This is a genomic window from Prauserella sp. PE36 (assembly GCF_003311655.1).
In the GTDB taxonomy this organism is placed as follows: domain Bacteria; phylum Actinomycetota; class Actinomycetes; order Mycobacteriales; family Pseudonocardiaceae; genus Prauserella_A; species Prauserella_A endophytica.
Genome location: NZ_QEQT01000074.1, coordinates 60,613 through 76,513 on the forward strand (window position 1 = coordinate 60,613; position 15,901 = coordinate 76,513).

At 70.4% G+C, this 15,901-nt stretch carries 14 protein-coding genes; 3 read left to right on the forward strand and 11 right to left on the reverse strand.

Going from position 1 to position 15,901, the window contains the following annotated elements; genetic code table 11:
- Positions 1–594 precede the first annotated feature (594 nt).
- Positions 595–3,147 (reverse strand): ATP-dependent Clp protease ATP-binding subunit, encoded by a 2,553-nt coding sequence (locus DI005_RS20555; protein WP_112264871.1) that lies wholly within the window; start codon positions 3,145–3,147, stop codon positions 595–597.
- Positions 3,148–3,533: 386 nt separating this feature from the next.
- Here DI005_RS20555 and DI005_RS20560 point away from each other — a divergent pair, with 386 nt between their 5' ends.
- Positions 3,534–4,370, forward strand: coding sequence for a (2Fe-2S)-binding protein (locus tag DI005_RS20560; protein ID WP_113643175.1), 837 nt, complete (start codon positions 3,534–3,536; stop codon positions 4,368–4,370).
- A 4-nt stretch (positions 4,371–4,374) separates the two neighbouring features.
- Here the strand turns inward: DI005_RS20560 and DI005_RS20565 are convergent, their stop codons facing one another.
- Positions 4,375–4,956 carry a TIGR03086 family metal-binding protein gene (locus tag DI005_RS20565; protein WP_113643184.1) on the reverse strand — a complete coding sequence of 194 codons (582 nt, stop codon included), beginning with the start codon at positions 4,954–4,956 and terminating at the stop codon, positions 4,375–4,377.
- Positions 4,957–5,030: 74 nt separating this feature from the next.
- Here DI005_RS20565 and DI005_RS20570 point away from each other — a divergent pair, with 74 nt between their 5' ends.
- Entirely contained in the window at positions 5,031–5,828 is a 798-nt protein-coding gene (locus DI005_RS20570) for a helix-turn-helix domain-containing protein (RefSeq protein WP_113643176.1), read from the forward strand.
- 60 nt (positions 5,829–5,888) lie between these two features.
- Here DI005_RS20570 and DI005_RS20575 read toward each other — a convergent pair whose 3' ends face one another.
- From DI005_RS20575 to DI005_RS20615, 9 genes are all read right to left on the reverse strand, one after another.
- Entirely contained in the window at positions 5,889–6,236 is a 348-nt protein-coding gene (locus tag DI005_RS20575) for an Lsr2 family protein (RefSeq protein ID WP_110343842.1), read from the reverse strand.
- 138 nt (positions 6,237–6,374) lie between these two features.
- On the reverse strand, positions 6,375–7,880 hold the full coding sequence (gene lysS / locus DI005_RS20580) for a lysine--tRNA ligase (RefSeq protein WP_113643177.1): 1,506 nt from the start codon (positions 7,878–7,880) through the stop codon (positions 6,375–6,377).
- A gap of 66 nt (positions 7,881–7,946) precedes the next feature.
- Entirely contained in the window at positions 7,947–8,732 is a 786-nt protein-coding gene (locus tag DI005_RS20585; protein WP_112264878.1) for a type III pantothenate kinase, read from the reverse strand.
- 163 nt (positions 8,733–8,895) lie between these two features.
- On the reverse strand, positions 8,896–9,396 hold the full coding sequence (gene panD / locus DI005_RS20590; RefSeq protein WP_112264880.1) for an aspartate 1-decarboxylase: 501 nt from the start codon (positions 9,394–9,396) through the stop codon (positions 8,896–8,898).
- A gap of 12 nt (positions 9,397–9,408) precedes the next feature.
- Positions 9,409–10,323 (reverse strand): pantoate--beta-alanine ligase, encoded by a 915-nt coding sequence (gene panC, locus DI005_RS20595; protein WP_113643178.1) that lies wholly within the window; start codon positions 10,321–10,323, stop codon positions 9,409–9,411.
- Complete coding sequence (locus tag DI005_RS20600; protein ID WP_112266595.1) at positions 10,320–11,216, reverse strand: Rossmann-like and DUF2520 domain-containing protein; 897 nt, start codon at positions 11,214–11,216, stop codon at positions 10,320–10,322. Before DI005_RS20600 ends, panC begins: the two co-directional genes overlap by 4 nt.
- 154 nt (positions 11,217–11,370) lie before the next feature.
- Positions 11,371–12,465, reverse strand: coding sequence for a PrsW family intramembrane metalloprotease (locus DI005_RS20605; RefSeq protein ID WP_112266596.1), 1,095 nt, complete (start codon positions 12,463–12,465; stop codon positions 11,371–11,373).
- Positions 12,466–12,556: 91 nt separating this feature from the next.
- The gene (locus tag DI005_RS20610; protein ID WP_113643179.1) at positions 12,557–14,236 is read right to left on the reverse strand and encodes a DUF6779 domain-containing protein; all 1,680 of its coding nucleotides are present in this window, start codon (positions 14,234–14,236) and stop codon (positions 12,557–12,559) included.
- Positions 14,237–14,305: 69 nt separating this feature from the next.
- Positions 14,306–14,767, reverse strand: a complete 462-nt coding sequence (locus DI005_RS20615; RefSeq protein WP_113643180.1) for a DUF3180 domain-containing protein — start codon at positions 14,765–14,767, stop codon at positions 14,306–14,308.
- Between the two features lie 121 nt (positions 14,768–14,888).
- Here DI005_RS20615 and DI005_RS20620 point away from each other — a divergent pair, with 121 nt between their 5' ends.
- A complete protein-coding gene (locus DI005_RS20620) occupies positions 14,889–15,833 on the forward strand; it encodes a MerR family transcriptional regulator (RefSeq protein WP_369973603.1) in 945 nt (314 codons plus the stop codon).
- Positions 15,834–15,901 lie beyond the last annotated feature (68 nt).

Sequence of the window (15,901 nt, forward strand, 5' to 3'; positions counted from 1 at the left end):
CGCCGAGTTCTGCGTTCCGGACGGTGAGTGCCGCGTTCGAGCTCTCCGTCGGCGCCCCGGCGAGTGGGTCCAGAACTCACAATTCGCGGACCCGAGCGGGCAACTCGCGCACCCGAGCGGGGGACTCGCTGGACCCGAACGGGCAACTCGCGCGCCCGAACGGGCAACTCGCGCACCCGAACGGGCAACTCGCGCACCCGAACGGGCAACTCGCGCACCCGAGCGGGGAACTCGCTGGACCCGAACGGGCAACTCGCGCACCCGAGCGGGGAACTCGCTGGACCGGAGCGGGCAACTCGCAGGCCCGAGCGGGCAACTCGCGCACCCGAGCGGGGAACTCGCTGGACCGGAGCGGGCAACTCACAGGCCCGAACGGGCAACTCGCGGACCCGAGCGGGGGACTCGCAGGCCCCAGCGGGCAACTCACGCACCCGAACGGGCAACTCACGCACCCGAACGGGCAACTCACGCACCCGAGCGGGGGACTCGCGGACCGGAGCGGGGGACTCGCGCGGTTCGTTGGGGGTCACATGCGAAACGGCGCCCCTGCGCAGTGCACAGGGGCGCCGTTCGCGTCGCAGCGGTCTGCGGCGGTTACTCCTTCTCGGCCTCGCCGGCGTCGTCGCCGCCCGCGGCGGCGATGCTCACCGGAGGAGCGTCGGGCACGTCCATCGGCTTGGCCTCACCGCGGAAGACGAACCTGGCCTTGTCGTCCTTGTCGTCGCCGGGCTCCCAGCCCTCGACGTCCACGATGATGATCTGGCCGGGCTGCACCTCGCCGAACAGGATCTTCTCGGACAGCTGGTCCTCGATCTCCCGCTGGATGGTGCGGCGCAGCGGACGGGCACCGAGCACCGGGTCGAAGCCGCGCTTCGCGAGCAGGGCCTTGGCCCGGTCGGTCAGCTCCAGCTCCATGTCCTTGGCCCTGAGCTGGGTCTCCACCCGCGTCGCCATCAGGTCCACCATCTCGATGATCTGCTCCTGCGTGAGCTGGTGGAAGACGATGATGTCGTCGATGCGGTTGAGGAACTCCGGCCGGAAGTGCTTCTTCATCTCCTCGTTGACCTTCTGCTTCATCTTCTCGTAGCGCGATCCCTCGTCGCTGCCGGAAGAGAAGCCGAGGCTCACGGACTTGGAGATGTCCTGCGTGCCCAGGTTCGAGGTGAAGATCAGCACCGTGTTCTTGAAGTCGACCGTGCGGCCCTGACCGTCGGTGAGCCGCCCGTCCTCCAGCACCTGCAGGAGGGTGTTGTAGATCTCCTGGTGGGCCTTCTCGATCTCGTCGAAGAGGACCACGGAGAACGGCTTGCGACGCACCTTCTCGGTGAGCTGGCCGCCCTCCTCGTAGCCGACGTAGCCCGGAGGGGCACCGAACAGCCGCGAGGCGGTGTAGCGGTCGTGGAACTCACCCATGTCGATCTGGATGAGCGCGTCGTCCTCACCGAACAGGAAGTTCGCCAGCGCCTTGGACAGCTCGGTCTTACCGACACCGGACGGGCCGGCGAAGATGAACGAGCCGGACGGGCGCTTCGGGTCCTTCAGGCCGGCGCGGGTACGGCGGATGGCCTGCGACACGGCCTTGACCGCGTCCTCCTGGCCGATGATCCGCTTGTGCAGCTCGGTCTCCATGCGGAGCAGACGCGTGGTCTCCTCCTCGGTGAGCTTGAACACCGGGATGCCGGTCCAGTTGGCCAGTACCTCGGCGATCTGCTCGTCGTCGACCTCGGCGACGACGTCGAGGTCGCCGTCCTTCCACTGCTTCTCCCGCTCGGTCTTCTGGCCGAGCAGGGTCTTCTCCTCGTCGCGCAGGCGCGCGGCCCGCTCGAAGTCCTGAGCGTCGATGGCCGACTCCTTCTCCCTGCGGACGTCGGCGATCTTCTCGTCGAACTCGCGCAGGTCCGGCGGAGCGGTCATGCGGCGGATGCGCATGCGGGCGCCTGCCTCGTCGATCAGGTCGATCGCCTTGTCCGGCAGGAACCGGTCGTTGATGTAGCGGTCGGCCAGCGTGGCGGCCGCGACCAGCGCCGAGTCGGTGATCGAGACGCGGTGGTGCGCCTCGTACCGGTCACGCAGGCCCTTGAGGATCTCGATCGTGTGCTCGAGCGACGGCTCGCCGACCTGGATCGGCTGGAAGCGGCGCTCCAGCGCGGCGTCCTTCTCGATGTACTTGCGGTACTCCTCGAGCGTGGTGGCGCCGATCGTCTGCAGCTCGCCACGGGCCAGCATCGGCTTGAGGATGCTCGCCGCGTCGATCGCGCCCTCGGCGGCACCCGCACCCACGAGCGTGTGCAGCTCGTCGATGAACAGGATGATGTCGCCGCGGGTCTTGATCTCCTTGAGGACCTTCTTGAGGCGCTCTTCGAAGTCACCGCGGTAGCGGGAGCCCGCCACCAGCGACCCGAGGTCGAGGGTGTAGAGCTGCTTGTCCTTCAGGGTCTCGGGCACCTCGCCCTTGACGATGTTCTGGGCCAGCCCCTCGACGACGGCCGTCTTGCCGACGCCGGGCTCGCCGATGAGGACCGGGTTGTTCTTGGTGCGGCGCGACAGCACCTGCATGACGCGCTCGATCTCCTTGCCGCGACCGATGACCGGGTCGAGCTTGCCCTCCCGCGCGGAAGCGGTCAGGTTGCGGCCGAACTGGTCGAGCACGAGCGAGGACGACGGGGTGCCTTCGCCACGGCCTGCGCCCGCCTCGGCCGGCTCCTTGCCCTGGTAGCCGGAGAGCAGCTGCAGCACCTGCTGGCGAACCCGGTTGAGGTCTGCGCCGAGCTTGACGAGCACCTGCGCCGCCACGCCCTCACCCTCACGGATGAGGCCGAGCAGGATGTGCTCCGTGCCGATGTAGTTGTGGCCGAGCTGCAGCGCCTCGCGCAGCGACAGCTCCAGCACCTTCTTGGCACGCGGCGTGAAGGGAATGTGCCCGCTCGGGGCCTGCTGCCCCTGGCCGATGATCTCCTCGACCTGCTGGCGGACGCCCTCCAGCGCGATACCCAGCGACTCCAGCGCCTTGGCGGCGACACCTTCACCCTCGTGGATCAAGCCCAGGAGGATGTGTTCGGTGCCGATGTAGTTGTGGTTGAGCATCCGGGCCTCTTCCTGGGCCAGGACAACCACCCGCCTCGCGCGGTCGGTGAACCTCTCGAACATTCCCACTCCCTCGACTGCTGCGCCGGCGGCCCGATCTCATCACCAACGGACTATTCCGGCAATGAGTTCGGCACCGTGAGACCACTGTAGTAGCCAGGCGCACGTGTCGGCCTACCACTACGGCGGAATGCACCCCGCCCAAGGTCGGCTTCTGATCGGCCTCGAGCCCGGCCAAGACCTGACACACAGTCCGTTTGTTGCTGGCTGCTGACGTCTGGCACAACGCAGGGGGCCCCGCCGGGATTCCGGTTGCGGATTCTTGTCCGCTCACCGCGAACAGGTGCCACGCGACATTCCCACGAACGGGGAGCGGCACTGGCGGACCACCCGAACAGCGGTAAGGTAAGGCAGACCTAACAGCCGGATGGAGCAAGCGGAGGCTGTGCGTGACCGTCGACCGGTCCTTTCGTGATGCTCGACACACTCGCGCCGAGCTCGACGCGTTGTCGGGCTCGCTCACGAGGGCGGCCGGGCTCCAGGGCCGGGTCGAGCTCCGCACCGACCTGCCCGCCGACGGCTGGCAACGCTGCTCCGACCTGCTCGCCCACCCGCGCGGGCTCGCCGCGTGGTGCCTCGCGCTCACCGACTGGCTCCGCGAGGAGTACGGCGACGCGCCGCCGCGCACCACCGCGAGCTACGTCATGTCCTGGTACCTGCGGGTACCCGCCTACGCGGGAGCGCTCCTGCTGCACCACGAGCGCCGCGTTCCGTCGCTGCGGCCCGAGGAGCTGGGCGTGCGCATCGCGCCGGACGGGCGGCCCGACCCGACGGGCATCGCGGTGCTGGGCACCTCCTTCTACTGCCTGCCGTTCGACCCCGGCGCAGGGCGGCCCGAGGCGACCGTCGTGGCCGACGAACGCGCGCTCGCGGCCGTGCTGAGGGCCCGCTACACGGCGCACGCCGCGCGGTTCGTGCGCGCATACGCCCCGATCAGCCCGCTCAGCACGCGCATGCTGTGGGCCGGCGCCACGGACGCGCTGGACGCCTGCCTCTGGTGGGCGGGACTCGATGGCGGCGACGAGGGCGCCGGGGTCGCCGACGCGGCACTCGTGCTCGAATCGAGGTTCACACCGCTGACCTCGGCCTCGACGCTGCGCATGGCAACGGACGAGGCGGGCCGCCGCGCATGGTGCCGCCGCCGCGAGAGCTGCTGCTTCACCTATCTGCTGCCCGGCCGCTCCGAGTGCACGGACTGCCCGCGCCTCGGTCCCCGGCCGCGCTGACGCCTCACGCCGCCCAGTCCGGCGAGCGGCCGGAGAGCCCCAGCGCCCGGTGGAGCGGTGGCGCCGACGCCGGGACGGGCACCTCCTCACCGAACACCCGCATGCTGCGCCCCTGCTCGGCCATGCCCCGCATCACCAGCTCGGCCGAGGGGCCGGTCTCGTCCGCCCGCCGCAGCCGCCCGCCTGTCGCACGCGCGAGGTCCCAGCCGTGCAACACGAACTCGCACAGCACCATCTCTCCGACCATCCGGGCCGGCAGGTCCCCGGCGCCCATCGACGTGACGCCCTCCCACGCCGAGGGCTCCCCCAGCGCGTCGGCCAGTTCCTCCGTCTGCTTCACCAGCCGCTGCGCCCAGTCACCGGTCGCGAGCGCGGCCGACTCCTCGTCGCACGAGCGGGCGGGCACCTCGCTCTTGCGCGCGGCCGCCAGCAGGGCGGGGCCCCAGTACAGGAGGTGGTTGAGCAGGCCTCGCACGTCGTAGCTCTCGCACGGCGTGGGCTCGGCCAGCTGGTCGGCGCGCACACCCCGCACCACGTCGCACAGGTCGGCGGCGGCGATCCGGATCGGTTCCCTCAGGTCGGGCATGGCGCCCATTCCACCGGCCCCCGACAGGTCTCGTCTTGAAGAAAAGCGTCAGTGGTCGCCGTTACCGTCGGCCTGTGGAACGCATTGCGCAGGGAATCCTCGACGAGCGGACGGCGGCGAGCACGTTCGAGCTGACCCGCCACGAGCCGGCCGAGCCGCTGCGCCCGTTCGTGCGGTACTACTGGATAGTCCGCTGGGACCTGCGCGGCAGGCCGCCCCATCGCCAGCGGGTCCTGCCGAACCTCTCGGTACACGTCTCGTTCTCGCGCGCGGCCTCCGGCGTGTGGGGGCCGAGCCGCGAGGTGTTCTCCTACCTGCTCGAGGGCCGCGACCAGGTGCTCGGCGTGCGGTTCCACCCCGGCTGTTTCCGCTCGTTCGCGGGCAGGCCCCCTGACGAACGAACGCTCCCGCTGGCCGACGTCTTCGGCCCCCAGGCCGTCGAGACCGAGGCAGCCGTGCTCGCGGCCAGGGCCACCGGCGAGATGGTCCGCCTCACCGACGAACTGCTGGGCAAGGACGTGCCCGAACTGGACGCAGCCGGGGCGCAGGCCCGTGAGGTCGTCCGGCTGATCGCGAGCGATCCCCTACTCACCAGGGTCGACGCGCTGGCCGACGCCACCGGGCTCTCGGTGCGGACGCTGCAACGGCTGTTCGCGGACCAGATCGGGGTGAGCCCGAAGTGGGCGATCCGGGTGCACCGGCTGAACGACGCGGCGCGGCGCATCGCCGACGACCCGGGGCTCGGCCACGCGCGGCTCGCGAACGAGCTGGGCTACAGCGACCAGGCGCACTTCGTCCGGGACTTCACCACGGTCGTGGGCACCTCCCCGGCGCGTTATGCCCGCACGCAGCGGACGGCGGGCCCGGCATGAAGCGGCGGCCTTCCCGACAATGCGGGAGGCCGCCGCCATGAATTCAGTGAAACTGCTATTTCAGTTTTTGCGGTGATAGGCGTCGACGACTTCCGAAGGGATGCGGCCGCGGTCGGAAACCTCGAAACCGTTCTTCCTCGCCCACGCGCGAATGGCCTGATTCTGTTCGCGGTCGACCGCCGCCGAACGACCCGGCGCCTTGACGGCGGCAGGGCGGCCCGCCCGCTTCCGGCCACCGGCCCGGCGCGCGTGCTCGACATACTGGGCCAGCGCATCCCGCAATTCTTCGGCGTTTTCCGCCGAAAGATCGATCTCGTAGCTCACCCCGTCAAGACCGAACTCGACGGTCTCCTCGGCCTCTGACCCGTCCAGATCGTCCACGAGGGAGACAAGGACCTTCTGCGCCATGGTTCCTCCTGTTTTAAAGCCGGCGATAGATCGCGTGGTCGCCACGCCCGGTCAAAAGCCTTTGACTTCAGACATTAATACCCGTTGCCAGGAGCAAAGGCAAATCAACATCTGCGGATACAGATGTATCGACCACAGTTATTCGGGACGGACCAGCGGGAAGAGGATCGTCTCCCGGATACCGAGGCCGGTGAGTGCCATCAGCAGCCGGTCGACTCCCATTCCCGCGCCGCCGGTCGGTGGCATTCCGTACTCAAGCGCACGCAGGAAATCCTCGTCCAGGCGCATGGCCTCGCTGTCACCCTTCGCGGCGAGCCGGGCCTGCTCGGTAAGCCTTTCCCGCTCCACGACGGGGTCGACCAGCTCGGAGTAACCCGTGGCCAGCTCAAAGCCCCGTACATAGAGGTCCCACTTCTCGGCCACGCCCTCCTGGGTGCGGTGCTGCCGGGTCAGCGGGGACGTTTCCACCGGGAAGTCACGCACGAATGTCGGGGCCACGAGGTGGTCGCCCACGAGGTGCTCCCACAGTTCTTCGACGAGCTTGCCGTGCCCCAGCTTCGGGTCGACCTGCAGCCCGCGCGACTCGGCGAACGCGCGCAGTTTCTCGACCGACGTTTCCGGGGTCACTTCCTCACCGAGCGCATCGGAGAGCGAACCGTACATTGTGATTGCGGCCCACTCGCCGGAGAGGTCGTACTCGCTTCCGTCGGCGAGCGTGGCGACCTGGGAACCGAATGCGGCCTCGGCCGCTTCCTGCACCAGCTGCCGGGTCAGCACGCCGATTGTGTCGTACGTCGCATAGGCTTCGTAGTATTCGAGCATCGCGAACTCGGGCGAATGGGACGAGTCGCTGCCCTCATTCCGGAAGTTGCGGTTGATCTCGAAGACCTTCTCGATACCGCCGACCACGCAGCGCTTGAGATACAGCTCCGGCGCGATACGCAGGTACAGATCCATGTCGAACGCGTTGGAATGTGTCACGAAAGGCCGCGCGGACGCGCCACCGTGAAGCGTCTGCAGCATCGGCGTCTCCACCTCGGTGAATCCACGCCGGTGAAAAGCATCGCGCAGCGCACGCAGAACCGTCGCGCGCGTGCGCACCACGTCACGGGCCTTCGGCCGCAGAATCAGGTCGACATAACGCTGCCGGACCCTGGTCTCCTCGGAGAGTTCCTTGTGCGCGACCGGCAGCGGGCGCAGTGCCTTGGCCGTGAGCTGCCAGCTGTCGGCGAACACGGACAGCTCACCGCGCTTGGACGTGATCACCTCGCCCCGCACGAAGACGTGGTCGCCGAGGTCGACGTCGGACTTCCACGCGGCGAGAGCCTCCTCGCCGACCTTCGCGAGGCTCAGCATCGCCTGCAGCTCCGTGCCGTCGCCCTCACGCAGCGTGGCGAAGCACAGCTTGCCGGTGTTGCGCAGGAACATGACGCGTCCGGTGACGCCCACCTGCTCGCCCGTCTGCGTGTCGGCGGGCAGGTCGGGGTGTGCGGCGCGGACCTCGGCCAGCGTGTGGGTGCGCGGCACCTCGACGGGATAGGGCTCGACGCCCGCGGCCAGGATCCGATCCCGCTTGTCCCGGCGCACCCGCATCTGCTCCGGCAGGTCGTCCTCGCTCGTGGGCTGCTCCGGGAATTCGCTCATGGGGCCTTAGGGTACGAACACCCGTGCGAGCCGTGCACACCGGTTACCCGTTCCGCGGGGTCGGCCTCAGCGCACGTTGCGCTCGTAGACCAGCCGCAGGCCCAGCAACGTCAGCTCCGGCCGGTGCTCGGTGATCGTCTCCGACTCGCTCAGCACGAGCGGCGCAAGGCCGCCGGTCGCGATCACCTCGACGCGCTCGCCCGAATCGCCTGCGAGCTCGCGCGCGATGCGCCGCACGAGGCCGTCTACCTGCCCGGCGAAACCGAAGACGATGCCGGACTGCAGGCATTCCACGGTGTTCTTTCCGATCACCGAGCGCGGCGGCACCAGCTCCACCTTGCGCAGTGCGGCCGCACGCGCCGCCAGCGCGTCGACCGAGATCTCGATGCCCGGAGCGAACGCCCCGCCGAGGAACTCGCCCCTGGCCGAGATGGCGTCGACGTTGGTGGACGTGCCGAAATCCACCACCACGCACGCGGTGTTGTGCAGGTGATGCGCGGCCAGCGTGTTCACCAGCCGGTCACCGCCCACCTCCTTCGGGTTGTCGACCAGCAGCGGGACTCCGGTACGCACGCCGGGCTCCACCACGATCTTCGGCACCCTCGGGTAGTACCTGCCGAGCATCACGCGCAGCTCGCGCAGCACGGCGGGAACCGTCGACAACGCGCTGATGCCGCTCACCGAGTCGGCGTACTGGCCGAGCAGCCCGCGCATGGTGAGCGCCAGTTCGTCGGCGGTCATCCGCGCGTCGGTGCGCATCCGCCAGTCACGAACGAGCTCGGCGGACTCGCCCCTCCCCGAGTAGAGGCCGAGCACGATGTTCGTGTTGCCGATGTCGACGGTGAGGAGCAATAGTGTCCCTTCGCGGGAGGATGGTGGGGTTATCCGTGGATCCAGGTGTTCGTCGGCAAGGCGCGGGAGCGTCCCCGTGTTGGACACACTTGGGCGCTTCCGCAACGCGGCCGACCGGCAGTTGGGCCGCGGAGAGCCGTGCTGAACCTTTCTGGAAGGAGCATTAGCTCTCCGCGTGCAGGAGTGCGTCCAGGCGGGCGGCGTCGACGGTCTCCGCCACCGGGAACGCCTGCGGCTCTCCCACCTGCGGGCCGATCGGCAGCGCGCCGCTGACCAGGCCGGTGCCGTCGGGCGCCTCAGTGGGGTCGCTGCCGAGGTTGACGATGCGGTTATCGGCGTCGACGAACACGATCTTCGGCTCGAACGACGCCGCCTCGGCGGAGTCCATCTGCCCGTAGGCGATCAGGATCACCAGGTCACCGGGGTGCACCAGGTGCGCGGCGGCACCGTTGATCCCGATGACGCCGCTGCCCCGCTCGCCCTTGATGACATAGGTCTCCAGCCGCGCACCGTTGGTTATGTCCACAATGCACACCTGCTCGCCGGGCAACAGGTCGGCGGCCTCCATGAGCTCCTCGTCGACCGTGACCGAGCCGACGTAGTGCAGGTCTGCCTGCGTCACCGTGGCTCTGTGGATCTTCGACTTCAGCATCGTGCGGTACATCCGGGACTCCCTCTATACCCCTGCGTCCTCAGTGGACAATTGTGAGCCGTACTCGGCGGCGGCGCCGAGCAACACGGCGACGTTGTCGATCAACCGGGTCTTGCCGACCCTCGCGGCGATCAACAACCGTGCCTCCCCATCGACGGGCGCGGGCCCCAGGTCGGTTCCCCGCAGTTCCAGGTAGTCCACCTCGACCTCGGGCCGGGCGGCGAGCGTCTGCCCCGCGGCGTCGAGCACGGCCTCCGCACCGAGCCGTCCCGCGTGGGCACCGGCGACGAGCGCGGACGAAAGCACCACGGCCTGCTCGCGCTCCGGCTCGGAAAGGTAGACATTGCGCGAGGAGAGCGCGAGCCCGTCGGCCTCCCGCACCGTGGGCACGCCCAGCACGCGCGTGTCGAAATCCAGGTCCCGCACCATCTTCTTGATCAACACGAGCTGCTGGTAGTCCTTCTCCCCGAACAGCGCGTAGTGCGGCCTGACGATGTTGAACAGCTTGGACACCACCGTGAGCACGCCCGCGAAGTGGCCGGGCCGCGACGCGCCCTCCAGCTCGTCGCCCAGCGAACCTGGCTGCACGGTGACGCTCGCATCCTCGGCGTAGAGGTCGTCCGCCTGCGGCGTGAACGCGATCTCGACGCCCATCTCCTCGAGCACCTCGAGGTCACGCTCCAGCGGCCTCGGGTACGCCTCGAAGTCCTCGCCCTCCCCGAACTGCAGGGGGTTCACGAAGATCGACGCGGCCACCACGGTGTTGGGCAGCCGCTTTGCCCTGCGCAGCAGCTCGCGATGCCCCGCGTGCAGAGCGCCCATCGTGGGAACCAGCGCGACCTTCCGGCCGACCGCGCGCAGCGCCGCCGTCACCTTCGTGACGTCGGACGGCGCGCGATAGGTGTTGAGCGTTCCTCGGGTGAACTTCGGGGCTGTCATGGGGTTTCACGTCCGTTGTCGAGGAGTTCGTGGAGCTCGGCCGCCGCGTCGGCGCCGAGCAGTCCGGCGGCGGTGGCCCTGGCGGCGGTCCTGCGCGCGAGCGTGGCGTACGTGGCGGCCACGTCCGGCGCCTCGTCCGCCAGCACGGCGAGGTGCTTGGCGACCGTACCGGCGTCGCCCCGTGCGACCGGGCCGGTCAGGGCGCGGTCTCCGTGCCGCAGCACGTTGTCCAGCGCGGCGGACAGCAGCGGGGCGAGCAGGCGTTCGGCATTGCGCACACCGCCCGCCCGCAGCAATTCAACACTGTCGGCCACGAGCGTGATCAGGTGGTTGGCGCCGTGGGCGAGCGCGGCGTGGTAGAGCGGCCTGGCGGCCTCCGAAATCCGCACCGGCTCGGCGCCCATCTCGACCGTCAGCGCCTCGCCCACGTTCCAGGCCGCCTCGTCGCCCTCAGCGGCGGTGACGCCCACGCTGCACGTGGCCAGCCGCTCCAGGTCCTCCTCGCGGCCCGTGAACGTCAGAACCGGGTGCAGGGCCAGTGGGAGCGCCCCGAGTTCGGTGGCAGGGCTCAGGATGCCGATGCCGTGCGCACCCGAGGTGTGCACCACGATCTGGCCAGCCCGCAGGGCGCCAGTCTTGGCGAGGCCGCCCGTCATGGGCCCGAGCGCGTCGTCCGGCAGCGCGAGCAGCACCAGGTCGGCGCGCCGCGCGACCTCGTCGGGCGGAAGGAGGGGAACACCGGGCAGCAGCCGCTCCGCGCGCCGGACGGAGGCGTCGGAAACACCCGAGGCGGCGACCACCGTGTGGCCCGCCCTGGTCAGCGCCGCGCCCAGCACGCTGCCGACCCTGCCCGCGGAAACGACGCCCACCGAAAGCCGGGCGGGCCGTGCCATCGCGGTCATCGCGCACGCCAACGGACGCTCATGGTCAAACTCCCAAGCTCGTTCCAGTCCCGCTCTTCGGTCGCGGGTACCAGACGACGGCGCGAGAGTAGCCTCCGAACGCGCCGGTAACGGCCACCAGGTGACGAGCTTCACCCGGCCCGGGTCACCCCGTCCGGCCCGCCGTGGCGAGCCGGACCGCCTCGGCACGGCTGGCCCGCACCACGTCGACCAGCTCCTGCTGACGCTCCTCGCTGAACGGCCTGCGCCGCAGGAACGCCAGCTCCGTGACACCCGCCTGGTACTCCGCGACGGCCCTCGCCGCGGCGCGACCCGACTCCCTGCGCGCCTGCCGCCGCCACCGGCGCCGCTCGTTCAGATCGGCGAGCAGATCGATCTCGGACCTCGCGATCCAGCCCGCGGCGGCCATGCTCGGCAGCGCGGCGGCGATGATCCGCTGCTCACGGCGCCGCTGCCACAGCACGAGCAGGAACACGCCGACGAACATCGGCACCATGATCAGGAAGTAGACGTTGAGGAACGCGGTGGCCCCGCCGAGGACCGCCGAGGCGTTCCACAGCGCGTGCAGGCAGACCGCGGCCACGTAGGCGGCGAGCGGCAGCAGGACCCGCAGCGTCCTGCCGTGGGTCTGCGCGGCGATGCCGAGGCCGATGCCGGTGAGCACCGTGAACAACGGGTGGGCGAACGGCGAGAGCACCCCGCGCAGGATGAACGCGGCGACGACGCCAGAGCTCAGCCCGTCGCCGAAGCCCTGCTCGGCGAATGCCCTGCCGAAGTAGTAGATGTTCTCGGTGAACGCGAACCCGGCCGCGCTGAACCCGGCGTAGACGATCCCGTCGACCACGCCGTCGAACTCGTGCGAGCGCCGCCAGAGGATCACCACCACGGGCACGGCCTTCATGAGCTCCTCGACCAACGGCGCCGAGACCACGGCGCTCACCTTGCCGCCGTTGCCGGAACCGAGCAGCAGGTCACCGACCGTCTCGGCGGTGTCGTTGATCAGCAGCGCCGAGAGCGTCGCGACGCACGCGCCCCACAGGAACGTGAGCAGCAAGAGCTTCGCGGGCTCGGGCTCCCAGCGGTCGATCCAGAGGAACGCCGCGGTGACGACGGCCACCGGCACGACCGCGGCGATCACCCCGATCACCACGGCGAGCACGCCGACTCTGACCGTCGCGAACGCCACCACGAGCAGCCCGCACAACGCGACGCCGACCAGGCCGACGACCGGCAGCAGCACGGTGATCCTGCGGGGCGTGTGCCGGCGCAGGTGCTTGACGGGCCGGCTGGTGATGGGTCCGCTCACGCGGGCACCCTAGCGTCGGCGGCCGTCAGTCCTCGGCACGACGCCGCCTGCGCGGCGACGAGTCACTCGACCCGTGTGCCGCGAGCAGCTCGCTCACCGACTTGCCTTCGGCGTGGGACCCGCTCGGCTCGGCGGGCTCGGGAGCCCTGCGCCTGCCGCCACCGCTGGAGCCGTTGGTCTCCTGCCTGGCCCTGCGCCGCCCCGACTCGCCTGGCTCCGAGGCCGTGAAGCCCTGCCACGGCGGGTCCCCTTCGGCCCTGCGCCGCCTGCCGCCACTGGAGTCGCCGTCGCCGCCGCGCCGTCGGCTCACCGGCTCCTCGTCGTGGTCGGCCTTGCGCCTGCGCCCACCGGAACGGCCCTGGAGGTCGCGGATCTCGGGCGGCAACGTCGGGTTGAGGACCGTCTCAGCGGGCTCCGGCTCCTTGCCGGGCTCGGGCTCCGTGACGGGCTCCGGCTGCCCGGCGGGCTCCGGCGGGACCCGGGGCGAACCGGTGTCCTTCTGCCGCGCGGGTGGCTCCGGTTCCGGGGTTTCGTCGGCGGCCTCCCAGGCCGGCGTCCAGTCGGGGTCGACGCTCCTGGCGTAGGTCGTGGGCGGCTCGGGCTTGGCGGGCTTGCGCTGCGGCGGCTCGACGCTCGACGCCGGCCTGCCCCTGCGGAGCGGCTCCATCGAGGGCCGCGTCGGCAGCGGCTCGGGGCGTGGTTCGGGGCGCTGCGGCGCGTGCTGCGGTTTCGCCGGCTCTGGCTGCTGCGGCGGGCGCCCGGCGGCGGGGCGCTGTTCCGGCCTCGATCGCTCGGCGGGAGGTTCCGCGGGCCGCTCGGCAGGTTTCCGGACCGGCTGCTGCTGCGGGCGCGAAAGCTCCGCGCGTGCCATCTCCGCTCGCGCCAGCTCGGCGGCCTTGGCCGCGCGGGCCGCGGACGCACCGGCCTGGCCGGTGGGCCGGACCCGCCGGGTCGGCAGGTCGGCACGCGGCGGCTCGACGGGCTGCTGGGACGGCCTGCTCTCCTCGACGGGGCGCGCGGGCCTCGGCACGAACGCCGTCTTCGGCTCCTGCGGCTTGGGCTTCGGGGGCGGCGTCTGCTGCGGACGCCGGGGCGGCCGCAGCACGACGTCCGGCTCCTTGTCCCGCACCCGGGTGATCAGCTCGGTGGGCCGCTCGCCGACCTCGGCGCCGTTCTTGCCCGCCGTGATCTGCGCGGGCACGCTGCCGTTCGGCTCGCCCGAGGTGACGATCCTCGCCTCCTCGCCGATCGAGCGCATGCGGGTGGACTGCGCGGTGAGCGCGACGCGCTCCCACAGCACCTCGCCGCCGAAGAGCGCCTGCAGGCTCTCCCGCAGCGCGGTGACCTCGTTGCGCAGCGCCTCGAGCTCCTCACGGGACTCTTCCTCGACACGTTCGCGCGTCTCCGCCTCGATCTCCAGCTCGAACTCGCGCCTGGCCGCGATCTCGCGTTCCAGCTCCAGCTCGTAGATCTCCTGCGCCTGCGCGGCGGCCTCGCCGGTCGCGGCGGCCTGCTTGCGATAGCGCACGGCGACGAACGCACCGATCAACGCCGCCCAGAGGGCCGCGACGATCCCGAGCCGCAACCATCTGAGATCCTCGGTGAGAACGAGGACCAGTGTCGCGCCGATGGCGAGGGCGAAGCCCGCGGCCAGCCACGGCCTACCGGAAGAGTGGCCGCGCGAGTCGTCACCCACGCCAGTCATGCCCAACACCGTACCTTCTAGTAATCCATCCGAGACCTTGTCGGTACTTCGAGCGGTGGCTTTGGCGCGTTAACCGGTCACTCTCCGATCGCGATCATGATCACGGGATTCCGGTGCCCGACAACAGTGCTCCAGCCACAGAGCCGCGGCGATGAGCGCGGCGGCACAACCGGCGCCGACGATCGCGGCGGGCAGGTCGTCCGACGCGGCGGTGAGCTCGTCGGAGCGGGGCACGAGATAGGCCACACCGGCGAGCCAGGCCCCGAGCATCAGGGCTCCGAGCAACGACGACGCCTTGGCGAGCGCGACCGCCCGCGCGATGCCGATGCCGGTGACCACGCGGCCGCTGCGGATCCGGTTGCGCACCACGAACGCCAGAACGAGTTCGCCGACGGCGAGGACGAGCAACGTGGCGCCGGCCAGCGTGGGCAGGCTCGGCATCGACTCGTAGGCCGCCTCGAACAGGAAGTAGACCAGCCCGAGGCCGATCACCCCGGCGACGAGCAGTTCCCGTGGCCGAGTGAAGTGCATGCCCCCACCGTAGCGGCAGTGAAGGCCACCTTGCCTGCGTTGAACGCAGGCAAGGTGGCCTTCACTGCAGTGGCGCGCGATGCTTGACCCTCCAGAGGCTGGAGACTGCAGCCTGGATGTCGTGCAGGGGGTAAGCGTGTTCACGATCGGGGAGCTGGCCAGGAGAACCGGGCTGCCCGTCAAGACCATCCGGTTCTACTCCGACGAGGGCCTGCTGCCTCCCACCGACCGTACCCACGCCGGCTACCGGCTCTACGACGCCAAGGCGCTCGCGAGACTCGAACTGGTGCGCACGCTCCGCGAGCTGGGCATCGGGCTCGCCGACGTCGACAAGGTGCTGGCGCGGGCGGAGAGCATCTCAGCGCTCGCGAGCAAGCACTTGGAGGTGCTCGACGAGCAGATCCGCGTGCTGCGGCTGCGCAGGGCGGTGCTGCGGGCGGTCGCCAAACGACAATCCGAACTGGACGAGGTGCAGCTGATGAACAGACTGGCTTCGATGTCCGACGAGGAGCGCAGGCGCCTCGTCGACGAGTTCTGGGACGAGGTCACCGAGGGCCTCGACGTGGACTCCGAGTTCTACGCCCACATGCGCTCGGCCAAGCCCGAGCTGCCCGACGACCCTTCGCCCGAGCAGCTCGAGGCGTGGGTGGAGTTCGCGGAGCTGGTGCAGGACGCCGACTTCCGCGCGCTCATCCGCGGCATGGGCGAGCAGCAGGCGGAGCGCCGCGCGAGGGGCCAGGACATCGACACGTTCTCGCAGGCCCAGAAGGACGCCTGGTGCGGCTGGAGCGAGCGGGCACAGGCGGCGCTCGACGCGGGCCTGCCGCCGGACAGCGAGGAGGGGCGCGCGCTCGCCGACGACGTCGCGCAGCTCTCGCGGGCCGACGGTGAGACTGACACCCCGCAGTACCGCGCGAAGCTCGCCGAGCAGCTGGCGGCGGGTGCCGACCCGCGCGGCGAGCGGTACTGGCAGCTGATGGCGATCATCAACGGCTGGCCGCCGGTGCCCAGCCAGAACGCAGCGGCGCAGTGGATCGTCGCCGCGGTGCGCGCGTCGATCGGCTAGTGCCCTCCGCCAGAAGTCTGTTGCTTGAGTCGGTGGATCCAGGTTTCCGCTGGCAAGGCGCCGGTTCG